Annotated in this window: 16 protein-coding genes, 1 rRNA gene and 1 riboswitch; of the genes, 11 read left to right on the top strand and 6 right to left on the bottom strand. The window is 38.0% G+C overall.

Annotated features, from left to right (window positions below):
- The first annotated feature begins 123 nt into the window (after positions 1 to 123).
- From ACFX40_RS18945 to ACFX40_RS18955, 3 genes are all read left to right on the top strand, one after another.
- Positions 124 to 1473 (top strand): glucose-6-phosphate isomerase, encoded by a 1350-nt coding sequence (locus tag ACFX40_RS18945; RefSeq protein ID WP_013059589.1) that lies wholly within the window; start codon positions 124 to 126, stop codon positions 1471 to 1473.
- A 130-nt stretch (positions 1474 to 1603) separates the two neighbouring features.
- On the top strand, positions 1604 to 1804 hold the full coding sequence (locus ACFX40_RS18950; RefSeq protein WP_341476795.1) for a hypothetical protein: 201 nt from the start codon (positions 1604 to 1606) through the stop codon (positions 1802 to 1804).
- Between the two features lie 53 nt (positions 1805 to 1857).
- Positions 1858 to 2262 (top strand): YugN-like family protein, encoded by a 405-nt coding sequence (locus tag ACFX40_RS18955; RefSeq protein WP_016765797.1) that lies wholly within the window; start codon positions 1858 to 1860, stop codon positions 2260 to 2262.
- Between the two features lie 9 nt (positions 2263 to 2271).
- On the opposite strand, the gene ACFX40_RS18960 is transcribed toward ACFX40_RS18955, so the two are convergent.
- The 3 genes from ACFX40_RS18960 to cdaS form a co-directional block, all read right to left on the bottom strand.
- On the bottom strand, positions 2272 to 3060 hold the full coding sequence (locus ACFX40_RS18960; RefSeq protein WP_028409582.1) for a potassium channel family protein: 789 nt from the start codon (positions 3058 to 3060) through the stop codon (positions 2272 to 2274).
- Between the two features lie 67 nt (positions 3061 to 3127).
- Complete coding sequence (locus ACFX40_RS18965; RefSeq protein WP_060745800.1) at positions 3128 to 3511, bottom strand: VOC family protein; 384 nt, start codon at positions 3509 to 3511, stop codon at positions 3128 to 3130.
- A 97-nt stretch (positions 3512 to 3608) separates the two neighbouring features.
- Positions 3609 to 4235 carry a sporulation-specific diadenylate cyclase CdaS gene (gene cdaS, locus ACFX40_RS18970; RefSeq protein WP_034276407.1) on the bottom strand — a complete coding sequence of 209 codons (627 nt, stop codon included), beginning with the start codon at positions 4233 to 4235 and terminating at the stop codon, positions 3609 to 3611.
- A gap of 312 nt (positions 4236 to 4547) precedes the next feature.
- A riboswitch (SAM riboswitch) is annotated at positions 4548 to 4650 on the top strand.
- A 254-nt stretch (positions 4651 to 4904) separates the two neighbouring features.
- Between cdaS and ACFX40_RS18975 the strand changes: the two genes are divergently transcribed.
- The 7 genes from ACFX40_RS18975 (at position 4905) to ACFX40_RS19005 (ending at position 10774) form a co-directional block, all read left to right on the top strand.
- Positions 4905 to 5618 (top strand): phosphoadenylyl-sulfate reductase, encoded by a 714-nt coding sequence (locus tag ACFX40_RS18975; protein ID WP_028409580.1) that lies wholly within the window; start codon positions 4905 to 4907, stop codon positions 5616 to 5618.
- A gap of 19 nt (positions 5619 to 5637) precedes the next feature.
- Positions 5638 to 6717 carry a sulfate permease gene (locus tag ACFX40_RS18980; protein ID WP_377255854.1) on the top strand — a complete coding sequence of 360 codons (1080 nt, stop codon included), beginning with the start codon at positions 5638 to 5640 and terminating at the stop codon, positions 6715 to 6717.
- Positions 6718 to 6769: 52 nt separating this feature from the next.
- A complete protein-coding gene (sat, locus tag ACFX40_RS18985; RefSeq protein ID WP_013059582.1) occupies positions 6770 to 7921 on the top strand; it encodes a sulfate adenylyltransferase in 1152 nt (383 codons plus the stop codon).
- Positions 7922 to 7933: 12 nt separating this feature from the next.
- A complete protein-coding gene (cysC, locus tag ACFX40_RS18990) occupies positions 7934 to 8533 on the top strand; it encodes an adenylyl-sulfate kinase (protein ID WP_014457932.1) in 600 nt (199 codons plus the stop codon).
- Between the two features lie 91 nt (positions 8534 to 8624).
- Positions 8625 to 9404, top strand: coding sequence for a uroporphyrinogen-III C-methyltransferase (cobA, locus tag ACFX40_RS18995; RefSeq protein ID WP_057239738.1), 780 nt, complete (start codon positions 8625 to 8627; stop codon positions 9402 to 9404).
- A gap of 13 nt (positions 9405 to 9417) precedes the next feature.
- Positions 9418 to 10185, top strand: coding sequence for a sirohydrochlorin chelatase (locus tag ACFX40_RS19000; protein ID WP_098525550.1), 768 nt, complete (start codon positions 9418 to 9420; stop codon positions 10183 to 10185).
- Positions 10166 to 10774, top strand: coding sequence for an NAD(P)-binding protein (locus ACFX40_RS19005; protein ID WP_098525551.1), 609 nt, complete (start codon positions 10166 to 10168; stop codon positions 10772 to 10774). Before ACFX40_RS19000 ends, ACFX40_RS19005 begins: the two co-directional genes overlap by 20 nt.
- A gap of 26 nt (positions 10775 to 10800) precedes the next feature.
- Here the strand turns inward: ACFX40_RS19005 and ACFX40_RS19010 are convergent, their stop codons facing one another.
- From ACFX40_RS19010 to ACFX40_RS19020, 3 genes are all read right to left on the bottom strand, one after another.
- Positions 10801 to 11478: an MgtC/SapB family protein gene (locus tag ACFX40_RS19010; RefSeq protein ID WP_013059577.1), complete on the bottom strand. Its 678-nt coding sequence runs from the start codon at positions 11476 to 11478 to the stop codon at positions 10801 to 10803.
- A gap of 119 nt (positions 11479 to 11597) precedes the next feature.
- A complete protein-coding gene (locus ACFX40_RS19015; protein ID WP_377255857.1) occupies positions 11598 to 13184 on the bottom strand; it encodes an AMP-binding protein in 1587 nt (528 codons plus the stop codon).
- 245 nt (positions 13185 to 13429) lie between these two features.
- Positions 13430 to 13624, bottom strand: coding sequence for a hypothetical protein (locus ACFX40_RS19020; RefSeq protein ID WP_028409574.1), 195 nt, complete (start codon positions 13622 to 13624; stop codon positions 13430 to 13432).
- A 353-nt stretch (positions 13625 to 13977) separates the two neighbouring features.
- Here ACFX40_RS19020 and ACFX40_RS19025 point away from each other — a divergent pair.
- Positions 13978 to 14037 (top strand): 16S ribosomal RNA (locus ACFX40_RS19025); the annotation flags it as partial.

Consider the following 14037-nt stretch of genomic DNA (forward strand, 5'->3'; position numbering starts at 1 on the left):
ATACAATGATTGCAGTTTCAACAAACTATAATGATTGTGTCAAATTGTAAGTGGATTCACTTGAATTCAGCTAACAGTTTCGATAAAGTGAAAAATAAAGATATTTTAATGGAGGAACAAACTATGACACATGTTCGTTTTGATTATTCAAACGCGTTATCATTTTTTGGTGAACATGAACTTACATACTTACGTGATGCCGTGAAAGTAGCTCACCATTCAATTCATGAGAAAACAGGTGCTGGAAATGACTTTTTAGGATGGGTCGACCTTCCTACGGAGTATGACAAAGAAGAATTTGCACGCATTCAAAAAAGTGCAGAAAAAATTAAATCTGATTCAGATGTATTAATTGTTATCGGTATTGGAGGATCTTACTTAGGTGCTCGTGCTGCTATTGAAATGCTTCAGCATTCATTCTATAACACATTATCAAAAGAACAGCGTAAAACTCCGCAAGTTATTTTTGCTGGTAACAACATCAGCTCAACATACATGAAAGACTTAATGGATGTTTTACAAGATAAAGATTTCTCTATTAATGTTATTTCAAAATCTGGTACAACAACAGAACCAGCGATTGCTTTCCGTATCTTCCGTAAATTATTAGAAGAGAAATATGGCAAAGAAGAAGCACGCAAGCGTATTTATGCAACAACAGATAAAGCGCGCGGCGCATTAAAAACATTAGCGGACGAAGAAGGCTATGAAACATTTGTTATTCCAGATGATGTAGGCGGCCGTTATTCAGTATTAACAGCGGTTGGCTTATTACCAATTGCCGCTGCGGGTCTTGATATCGAACAAATGATGAAAGGGGCAGCTGATGCTCAAGAAGCATTCTCATCATCAGAGCTAGAAGAGAACCCAGCTTATCAATATGCTGTAGCTCGTAATGTGCTTTATAATAAAGGAAAAACAATTGAAATGCTGATTAACTATGAGCCAGCTCTTCAATACTTTGCTGAGTGGTGGAAACAGTTATTTGGCGAAAGTGAAGGAAAAGACCAAAAAGGTATTTACCCTTCATCTGCTAACTTCTCAACGGATCTTCATTCTTTAGGTCAATATGTACAAGAAGGTCGTCGTGATATTTTTGAAACAATTGTACAAGTTCAAGATTCTCGTCATGAGCTAACAATTGAAGAAGATGCAGCGGACTTAGATGGATTAAATTACTTAGCTGGTGAAACAGTTGACTTTGTAAATAAAAAAGCGTTCCAAGGTACAATGCTTGCTCACACAGATGGAGGCGTTCCAAACTTAGTTGTGAACATTCCTGCGCTAGATGAGTATACGTTCGGATATGTTGTATATTTCTTCGAAAAAGCATGTGCAATCAGCGGCTATTTATTAGGCGTAAACCCATTCGATCAGCCGGGAGTAGAAGCATACAAAGTAAATATGTTTGCTCTTCTTGGAAAACCTGGTTTTGAAGAGAAAAAAGCAGAATTAGAAAAGCGTTTGAAATAAGTAAAAAGAGGGCGGTACAAAAGTATTTTAGCCCAATTGAAAAACGAACCATTGATCAACATGTTTGATGAGTGGTTCGTTTTTTTTGTTATGGTGAATATAGTTTCATCTGTTTAGGTCCTTTTAGCAGTTGATTGGAGGGCAAGGCGAAGAAGACTCCTGCGGGAAAAGCGCAAGCGATGAGGAGGCTCACGCCCGCGCGCGGAAAGCGAAGCCTTGCACGGACATCAACTGCGGTATCACAAGCGATTTATACGAGCTGCTTTATCCAGTTTGTTCGCCTTTAGATTGGATTCATTTCGTTATGACTCAACCTCTTTTTTGCTTTTGAGATAAAGGATAAAACGCTGGAAAAAGGACATGTTAAAACAGAGGAGGGATAACATGATTGAATTATCTTCAAGATTAGAAGGCACATTATTCAAGCTTTACGAATTAGAAAAAACGCTTAAGCCGCTTGGGTATAACATTGGAGGGAATTGGGATTACGACCATGGTTCATTCGACTATAAGATGAATGATGAAGTCGGCTATCAGTTTTTACGTATCCCGTTTACAGCTACGAACGGAGAACTGGATTCTAAAGGAACAACCGTACAGATTGGGACGCCATTTTTACTTTCACATAAATATCAAATTGGTCTAGATGACGATGTTCACAATGGAAATGTGAGTGCTTCATTTAATCAGTTTGCAGAACCCCAAGACGCAGACGCTTCATTTCCAGAAAAGTATATCAGCTTAGGAGAAGAGCTAATTAGAGAGGCAGAAGATGCGCTGCTTCAGTAATTGAAGGAACTATTCTTTTTTTAAACTCTCTAATTTTTTCACAAAAATATGTTCGTACATGACTTGACTAATCAACTCATTTGTTTTGATCATTTCATTCACCCCCAAATTTTGTGCATTTTGAATATGCTTTTTTGTTAACAGTTCAACGATGCTGTAAATAGAAGGGTTCAATCCTTGCAGAGCGACTAACGTAACAATCGTATTCATGTCTGCATATTCTTCTGTCTTATGCTGATCGGCAGTAATCAGCACTTTTTTTGCGTACCGAGCGTTGGCAAGTTCTAATACTTCATAATGAGAAGGACTTCCTTTAATAAAATGAACGCGATCACAAATCATGGGATTTTTAGTCAGAGAGTCGTCGATAAGAACAATGTCTTCTTTATGAAATGCGTCGCGATAAGACTCTAACACGAGTTTGGCGCGCTCATTCCACCCAACAACGATGAAGTGATCTTTTCCATAAAATTTTAAATTTCCTTCCAAATAAGCGCTCTCAGCGGAAACAGCAATTTTAGAAAGCGTAACAAAATAAGTGGTAATAAATCCCGTTCCGATCAGGACTAAAATAATTGCAGCTAACCTTCCAATCGTAGTGGTCGGAGCAAAATCACCGTACCCTATAGTAGAGATTGTAATAATAACCCACCAAATTCCTTCAAATACATTCCCAAACGTTTGCGGCTCTAGGAAATGTATAAGCATGCCAAAAAGTAGAACAAGGCAGCCGATAATAAAAAGAAGCCGCACTAAAATAGAACGACGGAAAAGTCGAAATAATAGCCATTCCATCATAAAAAAACCTCCAGTGATTAGTCATAGCCACAGTATGACCATTTTTCACTGAAGGTATAAGATATCTTTATCTTTTTACTTCGTAATATTCAATCCATTCTTTGTCTGGACCGTAGAAAAATAAGTATCTTGCTCCATTTGGCAAAGTTACAATGTTTTCTTCCACAAATGAAACACCTGCTGATTTTAAACGCTCAAACTCCTCTTCAATTCCGTCTACCGCCAGCGCAAAATGATGAACTTTACCTTCGTTAGGTAAGCTTGAGTTATACCCTTGAATTAACTCTACGATTACATTGCCTTCTAAACCTAGAAAAGCTAGCTTCAAAGACGGATCGGTATGTGGCAGTGTTTCGATGAGCTCTAATCCCACTTTTTGCGTATAGAACTCAATAGATTCTTCTATATCCTTTACTTGAACGCCTACATGTTCAAATTTTAAAATTGCCATATGCATCACCCGTATCTATAGTATGTAAAAACTATGAAATATATTAAAGAGAAAGGATATAGAAGTCAAGATGGGGCTGCTTATCAGGAAAGGGCTCTTAAATCATATTTTTGCTGGAGTGAATAGGGTAGAGGCTTCCATCAAGAGCAAACGAAATTTTGCCTGTTTCTTCAGATACAACTAAAATTAATGCATCCGATTTTTCCGACATTCCAATGGCTGCACGGTGACGTGTTCCCAATTTTTTGGTCGTTGAAATAATAGACGAGAGAGGTAAAACATTAGCAGCTGAGATAAGCTGATTATTTCTAATTAGGACGGCTCCGTCATGTAAGGGTGTCCCTGGGTAGAACAGTGTCTCAACTAGCGTAGCGCTGACAGGAGCTTGAATAGGCATTCCCTTTTGAATAAGAGGGTCTACATTTTGTTCCCGTTCAATGACAATTAAAGCACCGTGACGTTTCTCAGAAAGGTTATGAATAGCTAAGGACAGAGCAGCATATTCAAATGTATAAGGCGATAGATAATGACGCAAGTAATAAGAGGCGGCCGTAGCTTGAACATCTTGAAATAACCTTCTCATCTCCTCAAAATCACATAGGATACAATGATCACTCGTATCTAAATGTTTAATTAAATTAGAGGCTTCAGTTGAAATTTGCTGTAAATATGTTCGCACATTATTTTTAATTGTATCGTCTAATTGAAAGGAATGTCTCTCCATCTTATATAGCTCCTATCTGTCAGTCAGTGTTATCTGTAATGTGTGCTAATGTGGGTGAATTATCCGTAAAGCTTATAAATCCCTTATTAATTTTATAGAGAGGTGTTGTGTTTTATTTAGGAAGAGAATATAAAAAGTTGAGGAAAAAGAAAGCGTTTTATAAACTGATATGTTCACATTTGGTTTAAATTTACATATGTTGTTTTAAATAAAAGTATAGATATTTCTGTGAATTTAAAGTATAGTTTTCTTATCGGATATATGATTTTTAATGTTGACAAATATTCTAAATATGCTAAAATTTTTAAAAAATGCTTATCAAGAGTGGTGGAGGGATCTGGCCCGCTGAACCCCGGCAACCTGCTTAGCAAGGTGCTAATTCCAGCAAAGTGTGTATCATTTTGAAAGATAAGGTAAAAAGTTATTGCCTACCCAGTCTTTCAATATGGAAGACTTTTTATTTTGATATAGCGCAAGCGATAATTTAAGGAGGGACATCAATGACTGTAACCCCCGACTTAAAACAAATCTTTGAGCACGTCGAAGAAAAGTAAGAATTAAATAGTTTCGCTGACTAGACACACTAGAGGCGGTTTTATCCAATTCTAGTGGGTAAAACCGCCTTTTTTTATTGGATAACGCGGATAACTAAGAATTGGAGTGAAGAAAATGGCAGACTTATATACGTACGAAAACTGGAGTGATACATTTCCAGAGTTCGACAGTGAAGATGAAACAAAAGGAGCCCTTTCAGCATTGCAGTGGGCGTATGATACCTACGGAGATTCAATTATTTACGCATCAAGCTTTGGTATTGAAGGGATTGTGTTAATTGATTTAATTTCAAAAGTGAAAAAAGATGCTGAAATTGTCTTTTTAGATACGGGCGTTCATTTTAAAGAAACATATGAAGTGATTGATGCAATTAAAGAACGCTTTCCTGATTTGCGTATTCATATAAAAAAACCGGATTTAACTCTTGCAGAACAAGCTGAGAAACATGGAGATGAGCTTTGGAAGAGTCAGCCTAACCTATGCTGTCAAATTCGAAAAATCATCCCGTTAAGGGAATCTCTTGCTCCTTATGATGCGTGGATTTCTGGTTTGAGACGCGAGCAGTCTGAATCTCGTGCCAACACGAATTATTTTAATAAAGATGAGAAATTCAAGAAAGTTAAAGTCTGCCCGTTAATTCATTGGTCTTGGAAAGAAGTTTGGCGCTATGTGTATAAGCATGATTTACCATATAACAAACTTCATGATCAAGGCTACCCAAGCATCGGCTGTGAGCCTTGTACCGCACCTGCCTACAATGTAGACGATTTACGTTCAGGAAGATGGGCAGGTACACAAAAAGTTGAATGCGGATTACACGAATCTTAAATACGAAAGAGCTGAATAAATGATGCTTTTATATGTTGCCTTTATCATTGCGCTTTTTTTTGCAATGAATATCGGGGCAAGCGGTGCAGCAGCAGCTATGGGCGTTTCATACGGCTCCGGTGCGATTAAAAAGCGAAGAGTAGCCTTGTTCATCTGTGCTGTAGGTATTGTGCTCGGAGCCATTATCGGAGGCGGCGAGGTGGTAAAAACCATCAGTTCAGGTATCATACCTGAAAAATTGCTGTCAGTAGAATTAGTTATTATCATTCTGGCTGCTGCAACGCTGTCACTCTTTTTCGCGAATTTAATTGGTATCCCTCTATCAACAAGTGAAGTAACGGTTGGTTCAGTTGTTGGAGTAGGAGTAGCTTATCAATCTCTGTATGTGGAAAAACTTTTAGTTGTCATGTCTTTTTGGATTATTGTTCCGCTGGTTTCATTTGTCATTGCTTTTTTGATTGGAAAAGTGATAAAACGCAGAGCGCATAAAAAAGAAGCAGAGGGAAAGTGGAAAAGAGTTTTAACGATTTTAGTTATAGCCACGGGATTCTTTGAAGCCTTCTCAGCTGGAATGAATAACGTGGCAAATGCTGTCGGTCCTCTAGTAGGAGCTGGATTAATGGATGCCACAACGGGTGTCATAACAGGAGGACTGGCTGTGGCGCTCGGAGCTCTTTTACTAGGCGGCCGAGTTATTGAAACAAACGGGAAAAAAATTACTCGCTATTCTGTAGGAGAAGGGTGCATTATCTCGGGTACTGGTGCTTCTCTTGTTACAGCAGCTTCACTTTTTGGTTTGCCAGTACCGCTTACACAGGTCACTACGTCTTCTATTATTGGAATAGGAGCAGCGAAAACGGGATTCACGAAAGAACAGCGTGAAGTGGTCATTCAAATGTTAAAGGTTTGGGTGGTATCCCCCGTATTTTCACTCGTAATCTCATATGTTCTTGTGAAATTAGTACTTGAAAGCGACTTATATTCATTTGTGGTGCTAGCTAGCGGCTGCATTGCCACAGCAGGTGTTCTAAGCTTAGCTAGAACGACTAGAAGAAAAAGAGCAAGCTTGCAGTCGGAAAAAGAAAAAATGACTGCGTGATTCAAGTGCTTTTTATTATATTGTGTTAATTATTTAAGGAGGATTTTACAAAATGACAACAATTCAAGCACACGGTGGAGAATTAATTAATTTATATCAACCAACATATGACTACACTTCACTAACAAAAGAAATCGAAGTAGATAACATGGCTCTAAGTGATTTAGAACTAATTGGAATTGGTGCTTACAGCCCAATTACAGGATTTTTAGGAGAAAAAGATTATCAATCAGTTGTTGAAAATATGCGTTTAGCAGATGGCACAGTATGGAGTATTCCTATCACTCTTCCTGTAACAGAAGAGCAAGCTAAAGAATTAAACATTGGCGACAAAGTAAAACTAGTTCAAAACGGCGTAACGTATGGTGTTTTAGAAGTTTCTGAAGTATATACGCCAAATAAAGAAAAAGAAGCGGAAAATGTATACCGCACGGCAGAACTTGCTCATCCTGGCGTGAAAAAAATGATGGAACGCCCAAATGTATACGTAGCAGGTCCAATCGTACTTGTAGAACGTACACCTAAAACGCGTTTTGAAAAGTATTACCTAGATCCAACTGAAACAAGAGCAGCATTTGAAGAACGCGGTTGGAAAACGGTTGTTGGATTCCAAACTCGTAACCCTGTTCACCGTGCGCACGAATATATTCAAAAAACGGCATTAGAAATTGTAGACGGCCTGTTTTTAAATCCACTCGTAGGAGAAACAAAGTCAGATGATATCCCAGCAGATATCCGTATGGAAAGTTATGAAGTACTTTTAGAGAACTATTATCCTAGCGATCGTGTAGCTTTAGCAGTTTTCCCTGCTGCGATGCGCTATGCTGGACCTAGAGAAGCTATTTTCCATGCAATGGTTCGAAAAAACTTTGGATGCACACATTTCATTGTAGGCCGTGACCACGCTGGTGTTGGTGACTACTATGGAACATATGATGCCCAAAAAATCTTCAGTAACTTTACAGCAGATGAATTAGGAATTACACCTTTATTCTTTGAACACAGCTTCTATTGCAAGAAGTGTGAAGCGATGGCATCAACGAAAACATGCCCTCACAGCAAGGAAGATCATATGATTCTATCTGGAACAAAGGTACGTGAAATGCTTCGTAACGGAGAAGTGCCACCAAGCACATTCAGCCGTAAAGAAGTAATTGAAGTGTTAATTAAAGGATTAGCAAAACAAAAAGTATCTTCAAAATAAGGAGCGGTTGAAGTGAGCAAATCAACAAACATTACGTGGCATGATGCTGGAATTACAAAAGAGGAAAGACGCGAGCAAAATAATCATCACAGTTTTGTATTATGGTTTACAGGTCTTTCGGGTTCAGGTAAATCTACCGTAGCAAACGCAGTGGCAAAAGCGCTTTTTGATAAAAATATTCGCAACTATGTATTAGATGGTGACAATGTTCGTTTCGGCTTAAATAAGAATCTAGGGTTTTCTGCTGAAGATCGTACAGAAAATATTCGCCGTATCGGTGAGGTTTCTAAGCTATTTGTAGACAGCGGTCAAGTGGTACTAACAGCATTTATCTCTCCATTCCAAGAGGACCGCGCTCAAGTGCGTGAGATCTTAGAGGGGAATGAATTTTTGGAAGTATACGTGGAGTGTCCGTTAGAAGAATGTGAAAAAAGAGATCCAAAAGGCCTTTACAAAAAAGCAAGAAGCGGAGAAATCCGTGATTTTACAGGAATTGATTCTCCGTATGAGTCACCGGCTAACCCTGAATTAACAATTAATACAAGCACACAGTCTGTAGAAGAATGTGTACAAACTGTTATTGAATATTTAGCTAACAGAAAATTCATCTAAATGACAGCGGACTTTGTCCGCTGTTCTAATTCAAATTAAAATGTGGGAGCGCTGCGGAGACGTGGAAATGATGGAAGGGTGAAAGGCATTCATGGGGAAAGTATATCTAGTCGGTGCAGGACCGGGAGATCCAGATTTAATTACATTAAAAGGGTTGAAAGCAATTCAGCAAGCAGATGTTATCTTATATGATCGTTTAGTGAATAAGGACCTGCTGGAGTATGCTAAAAGTGATGCAGATATCATTTACTGCGGAAAGCTTCCGAACTATCATACCCTCAAGCAAGAAACAATTAACAATTTTTTAGTGAAATTCGCTAAAAAAGGAAAAATTGTAACGCGCTTAAAAGGCGGAGATCCATTTGTTTTCGGACGCGGAGGGGAAGAAGCAGAAGCTCTCGTGCAGCAGGGCATTTCATTTGAAATTGTTCCAGGAATTACATCAGGCATCGCAGCCGCTGCTTATGCAGGAATCCCTGTCACTCACCGGGAATACAGCGCAAGCTTTGCTTTTGTAGCAGGCCATCGTAAAGATAGCGAGCATGATGCAATTAAATGGGATAGCCTAGCCAAAGGTGTAGATACTCTTGCAATTTATATGGGAGTGCGGAACTTACCGTACATTTGCCAACAGTTAATGAAACACGGAAAAACTTCAGCTACGCCAATTGCATTGATTCACTGGGGAACATGCGCGGACCAGCGCACTGTAACTGGAACTCTTGGTACAATTGTTGATATTGTTAAAGAAGAACAAATTGAAAATCCAAGTATGATTATCGTTGGTGAAGTTGTGAATTTTCATGACCGATTAAATTGGTTTGAGAAGACTGGACAGCATTACTATTCGTATGCACAAGAAGCTTACTAAAGAGGTTGATTATATGGATGCAGTTTTATATGTTTGCCATGGCAGCCGCGTAAAAGAAGGCGCTGATCAGGCAGTTGCTTTTATTGAAAGATGTAAAAAAAATCTAGATGTACCGATTCAAGAAGTTTGTTTCCTAGAACTAGCTTCCCCCACTATTGAACAAGGATTTGAAGCATGTATTGAACAAGGTGCTACTCGTATTGCAATTGTGCCTCTTCTGTTATTAACAGCTGCGCATGCAAAGCATGATATACCCGAAGAAATACACAAAGTATATGAACGTTATCCCCAGGTAGAAGTGCTGTACGGAGAACCGTTCGGCGTGGACGAACGAATTGTTGATATCTTGGTAGAGAGAATCAATGAAACCAATGTGGATAAGCATGAAGATTCGATGGTATTGTTGGTCGGCAGAGGAAGCAGTGATCCTGCTGTAAAAAAAGATTTTAACGAAATAGCTCAACTGCTAAAAGGGAAAGGTGCTTTTAAAGAAGTGAGCACATGCTATTTAGCTGCAGCTTCTCCTAATTTAAAAGAAGGCCTGCACCTTGCTCAACGAACTTCGTATAAGCAAGTATTCGTTCTTCCGTACCTCTTGTTTACCGGTATTTTAATGAACGAAATTAAGGAAGAATTGGAGCAGCTATCAACAGATGCCCAGCAGTTTATCTTAGCCAACTACCTAGGTTATCATGATGGACTTGCGCACATTTTAAGTCACCAAGTAAAAACGTTATTATCGAGCAAAGGAAATCAATACGATGTATACCGTTATGCTTGATTTAAAGGGTCGTTCGGTCTTAGTAGTTGGGGGCGGAACAATCGCAACTCGTAGAATTAAAGGTTTTTTACAAGAAGGAGCAGCCATTACAGTGGTTGCTCCAACTGTTTCAGCTGAAATAAATGAATGGGAAGCTAAAGATCAGCTGCGTGTAAAAAGAAAAAAAGTAGGAGAAGAAGACTTACTTAATGTCTTTTTAATTGTTGTGGCTACAAATGATCAAGCTGTGAATAAGTTTGTTAAGCAGCATATTAAAAATGATCAGTTGGTTAATATGGCCAGCAGCTTTTCCGATGGAAATATTCAAATTCCTGCACAGTTTTCTAGAGGGAGATTATCGTTAGCAATATCCACAGATGGCGCTAGTCCTTTGTTGACAAAACGAATCAAAGAAGACTTATCCTCAAATTATGATGATAGTTACACACAGTATACACAGTTTTTGTATGAATGCAGAGTTCTTATCCACAGATTGAATGTGTCAAAGAGCCGTAAACATGAGTTATTAACAGAAATTATCGATGATCAATACCGGCTGTCTCTAGTAAAACAGCGGGAATTTTTACAACAGATTAAAAAGTATAAATAAAAAACGGCCAATTGGCCGTTTTTTATTTATACATTTTCAACTTCAATGCTTCGAATACCGCTGATTTTTTGAATTTCGTAATACACTTCTGTAGTAGGGCGCTGGTTATTAACTGACACTTTCATTCGTATATACAATTCATTGGTGTCTAAATCTTTGATTCGAATATTTTTAATTGTAATATTCTTTTCTCTAATGCTATTAGTTGTATCAAAGATATTGTGCTTATCCGCCAGCTTGAGTTGAAGAATAAGCTCTTTCTCGCGCAGTTGCCTAGGCCCCAAAATAGTAATAAGGAAGGGGAGAAGTTCAACGCTGATGATGAGCAGTACAACTCCGGTAATAGCTTCGGGATAAAACCCTGCACCTACAGCAATGCCTATACCTGCTGCTCCCCAGATAATAGCCGCTGTTGTAAGCCCTGAGATGCTGTCATTTTCTTTTCGTAAAATGACGCCCGCCCCTAAAAAACCAATTCCAGAAACAATTTGAGCTGCCAGACGAAGCGGGTCCATTGTGATATGATCACCTTTATTAAAAATTTGAGAAGACTCAATCGAAACAATCGTGAGTAAACAGCTAATAATGGAAATTACGAGAGATGTTTTTAAACCAACAGGCTTTCGTTTTAGTTCCCTTTCAATTCCAATAATAAGACCAAGTACAGCGGAAATACCTAATTTGAGCAACATTTCATTTTCCATTATTTTCACCTATTTCAATAAACATTGTTGTTTATATCTGTATGAAAGAAGAAAAACAGATATGTATCAGTATAGTAAACTTTTCTTCATAATGACAGGTGAAATTCAAAAAAATCTGATTATTTATAAAGTGCTACGATTTTTTCTTGTAATTTATATTTTTGAATCTTGCCGGATGCCGTCATGGGAAAGTCGTCTATAAAATAAATATGTTCCGGAATTTTGAAATGAGCAAGCTTACCTTTGCAAAAGTCTTGGATTTCTTGAGCGGTAAGCAAAGAATGTTGCTTGAGTTTAATGCATGCAGCAACTCGTTCTCCATACTTTGGATCAGGAATACCGACAATTTGAACATCTTCTATCTCGGGTATTTTATATAAAAACTCTTCAATTTCTCTTGGATAAATATTTTCTCCGCCTCTAATAATCATATCTTTTAGACGTCCTGTAATTTTTACATAGCCATCCTTATCGATGGTAGCTAAATCTCCTGTATGTAGCCAACCTTCTACAATTGTTTTTTCTGTTTCTTCCGGCATTTTGTAATATCCTTTCATTGTTAAATATCCTTTTGCACAAAGTTCTCCTTGTTCTCCGAAAGAAGCTGGTTTACCTGTAATTGGATTAATAATTTGAATCTGTACATGATTATGAACTTTGCCAACCGTTTGTACTCGCCGCTCGATAGAATCAGTTGGGGTTGTTTGGGTGATTACAGGAGACGTTTCGGTTTGACCATAGGCGATGGTAATTTCATTGATGCCCATGTCATGTATGACTCGCTTCATTACTTCTGCTGGACAATTAGAACCAGCCATGATTCCTGTGCGAAGAGTAGATAAATCATATTGATCAAACTCAAGTGCATTTAATTCCGCAATAAACATAGTGGGTACACCGTGAAGAGCTGTACATTTTTCTTTCTCTACGGTGCGTAAAACAGAGGCAGGTTGAAATTCAATAATCGGTAGCATAGTAGCACCTACAGATACGCATGCTAGAACACCCAGCACACATCCAAAGCAATGAAAGAAAGGAACTGGGATGCATAAGCGGTCTTCGTTGGTCAGTTTCATAGACTGAGCAACTAAAAAGCCGTTGTTTACTATATTATGGTGACTTAGCATAACTCCTTTTGGAAAACCTGTTGTTCCGGAAGTATATTGCATATTGATAACATCATGGATATGTAGGGATTGTTCATGCTTATCGAGAACCTCATCCGATACCATTAAGCTACTCATTAAAAACTCGTTCCAAGACGTATGTTCGCTTGATCCACTTAAGTTTATAAGATGTTTTAGTTTGGGAAGATTATGTTCAATACCGGTGATAATAGATGTATAAGAAGTGCTTTTAAATTCATCAATGAAAAATAGCGCTGTTGTATCAGAATGCCTCAATACATACTCTAATTCAGAGGATTGATAACTTGTATTAAGGGTAACCAAAACAGCGCCTATTCTAGCTGCTGCGAATTGAAGAAGTAACCATTCCGGCACATTGGTAGCCCAGATAGCGATATGGTCGCCTTTTTTGAGACCGGTGGCTAGAAGGGCCTTTGCAACTCGAGAGGTTTCTTGATAAAATTCCGCGTACGTATAGCGAATATTTTGTTCAGAGTAAATAACCGCTTCTTGATGCCCAAACTTTTTTGTACTTTCTTTTAAAAGTTCTCCAACCGTTAATTCAAGCAATGGTTTCATTTGGTTTCCTCCTTGAATAATGTTAAAGTGTATATGAAAGCGTTTTCTAAAAGTAGTTTATCAAATTTAAAGAAAGTGTTCCAAAAAATCATTCGACAAATTCCTTCATTGTCCACTGTACGTATGAAGAAGGGGAGTAACTGAATTTATCGTATTGATTTCAATAAGTGAGTATACCGAATGCGAATATTGTAATAAAATAAAGAAATGTCTCCTTTTTATTAAGAAGACAACGTAACATCATATTAATAAAGAATGGTATAAAAATATGAAGTAAACAAACAAAAAATCATGCTGAATGTTGAAAGTGAAATAAATGAAAGGCCGTTGACTTTTCCTTCTTTATTAGAGATTTGAATTGATTCCCAATAAGCAAGTGAAATTAAGAGAATAGACATACAAAAGGACAAATAGAGTGCAGCTGCAATTAAGGTATCCAAGTGAACGCCTCCTTGGCGGATAATGATTTAATAGACATTATGCTAGTGTGGCTCTAGATATGCTAGTATCTATTAATTGGCTAGCGTTTCACTTACAAGAAAATAGTTTTTAAAAATATATCGAAAAACTATTGCGCAATAAAAGAAGGCGTGGTATATTATTAAATGTCGCTAAGATGAACTGCTAAAGCAAACATCGAAGTGATAAACAAATAAAAAAACTTGTTGACAACTAGCTTGCAACTTGTTATGATGGTAAAGTCGCTTAAGAGCGGCGGTTGAACTTTGAAAACTGAACAAAGCGACAAACGTCAACGTTAAATTTTATTTTTTAATTGAGCAAGTCAAACATTTCTTCGGAGAGTTTGATCCTGGCTCAGGATGAACGCTGGCGGCGTGCCTAATACATGCAA

This window comes from Priestia sp. YIM B13552, from assembly GCF_042787775.1.
Taxonomy (GTDB): domain Bacteria; phylum Bacillota; class Bacilli; order Bacillales; family Bacillaceae_H; genus Priestia; species Priestia megaterium_E.

Bases quoted from the DNA above. Each gene is read 5' to 3' on its own strand.
- ACFX40_RS18945 (WP_013059589.1), top strand. From the start codon at position 124: ATGACACATGTTCGTTTTGATTATTCAAACGCGTTATCATTTTTTGGT.
- ACFX40_RS18955 (WP_016765797.1), top strand. From the start codon at position 1,858: ATGATTGAATTATCTTCAAGATTAGAAGGCACATTATTCAAGCTTTAC.
- ACFX40_RS18960 (WP_028409582.1), bottom strand. From the start codon at position 3,060: ATGATGGAATGGCTATTATTTCGACTTTTCCGTCGTTCTATTTTAGTG.
- ACFX40_RS18965 (WP_060745800.1), bottom strand. From the start codon at position 3,511: ATGGCAATTTTAAAATTTGAACATGTAGGCGTTCAAGTAAAGGATATA.
- cdaS (WP_034276407.1), bottom strand. From the start codon at position 4,235: ATGGAGAGACATTCCTTTCAATTAGACGATACAATTAAAAATAATGTG.
- ACFX40_RS18975 (WP_028409580.1), top strand. From the start codon at position 4,905: ATGGCAGACTTATATACGTACGAAAACTGGAGTGATACATTTCCAGAG.
- ACFX40_RS18980 (WP_377255854.1), top strand. From the start codon at position 5,638: ATGATGCTTTTATATGTTGCCTTTATCATTGCGCTTTTTTTTGCAATG.
- sat (WP_013059582.1), top strand. From the start codon at position 6,770: ATGACAACAATTCAAGCACACGGTGGAGAATTAATTAATTTATATCAA.
- cobA (WP_057239738.1), top strand. From the start codon at position 8,625: ATGGGGAAAGTATATCTAGTCGGTGCAGGACCGGGAGATCCAGATTTA.
- ACFX40_RS19000 (WP_098525550.1), top strand. From the start codon at position 9,418: ATGGATGCAGTTTTATATGTTTGCCATGGCAGCCGCGTAAAAGAAGGC.
- ACFX40_RS19005 (WP_098525551.1), top strand. From the start codon at position 10,166: ATGTATACCGTTATGCTTGATTTAAAGGGTCGTTCGGTCTTAGTAGTT.
- ACFX40_RS19010 (WP_013059577.1), bottom strand. From the start codon at position 11,478: ATGGAAAATGAAATGTTGCTCAAATTAGGTATTTCCGCTGTACTTGGT.
- ACFX40_RS19015 (WP_377255857.1), bottom strand. From the start codon at position 13,184: ATGAAACCATTGCTTGAATTAACGGTTGGAGAACTTTTAAAAGAAAGT.